This window comes from Frankia sp. Mgl5, from assembly GCF_023242985.1.
Taxonomy (GTDB): domain Bacteria; phylum Actinomycetota; class Actinomycetes; order Frankiales; family Frankiaceae; genus Parafrankia; species Parafrankia soli.
Genome location: NZ_JALKFY010000236.1, coordinates 1 through 252, shown reverse-complemented (window position 1 = coordinate 252; position 252 = coordinate 1). Strand labels below are relative to the sequence as shown.

Below are 252 nucleotides of genomic sequence, written 5' to 3'. Positions count from 1 at the left end.
AAGGAACGCATCCTGAATACCAGGGTTCGTCCTGACAATGCGCAGGTGCAGGCTGCGCTTCGGGAGGCTGGCTCTCCTGAGTTAACGGAAGTGATTGAGTTAGCCCAATTGCTTCGTCGCCCGGAACTGACCTATGAGCACATCGCGGCGATGGTACCTGTGGAGGAAGCCGTGCCGGAAGATGTGGCTGAACAGGTGGAGATCCAGATAAAGTATGATGGCTATATCCGTAAATCCTTGCAGCAGGTAGAG

The 252-nt window shown here is 54.4% G+C and carries 1 pseudogene; it reads left to right on the top strand.

Going from position 1 to position 252, the window contains the following annotated elements:
• Positions 1-252: pseudogene (locus tag MXD62_RS09165) on the top strand (tRNA uridine-5-carboxymethylaminomethyl(34) synthesis enzyme MnmG); the annotation flags it as partial.